Raw genomic sequence first — 480 nt, forward strand, 5'->3', positions numbered from 1 at the left:
ATCCCGCAAATGGAGCCGCTGAAGCCTGAGGACTATGCGGGTGAGACTGAAGAGGAACTCAAGGCATGGAAGAAAGCTGCTGCTGGTATCTATCGCCGCGAGAAGGCCAGGCAGTCACGCAGATTGTCGCTGAGTTTTATCGTTAACCAAGCGAACAAGTTCTCTCAGTTCAAGGCTATATGGTTCCCGTATAACATGGACTGGCGCGGTCGCGTCTACGCTGTGCCGATGTTCAACCCTCAAGGCAACGACATGCAGAAAGGTCTCCTGACTCTGGCAGTCGGCAAGCCTATTGGCGCTGATGGTTTTCAAGTGGCTGAAGGTCCACGGTGCAAACTGTGCGGGTGTCGATAAAGTCACCTTCGAGGAGCGCATCAAGTGGGTTGACGACAACCACGACAACATCATGACTGCAGGCTAAAGCCCCAATGGATAGCATTGAGTGGTGGGGCAAGTTAGACTCTCCGTTCTGCTTCCTTG

At 53.3% G+C, this 480-nt stretch carries 2 protein-coding genes; both read left to right on the forward strand.

Going from position 1 to position 480, the window contains the following annotated elements; translation table 11 throughout:
• Nucleotides 1-354: hypothetical protein (locus tag AC2W7G_RS18510; protein ID WP_485869718.1), on the forward strand; the 354-nt coding region annotated here is incomplete at its 5' end.
• On the forward strand, nt 302-421 hold the full coding sequence (locus AC2W7G_RS18515; RefSeq protein WP_485869717.1) for a DNA-directed RNA polymerase: 120 nt from the start codon (nt 302-304) through the stop codon (nt 419-421). The genes AC2W7G_RS18510 and AC2W7G_RS18515, both read left to right, overlap by 53 nt.
• Nucleotides 422-480 lie beyond the last annotated feature (59 nt).

Source organism: Aeromicrobium sp. PFPM2_SD2 (genome assembly GCF_057364525.1).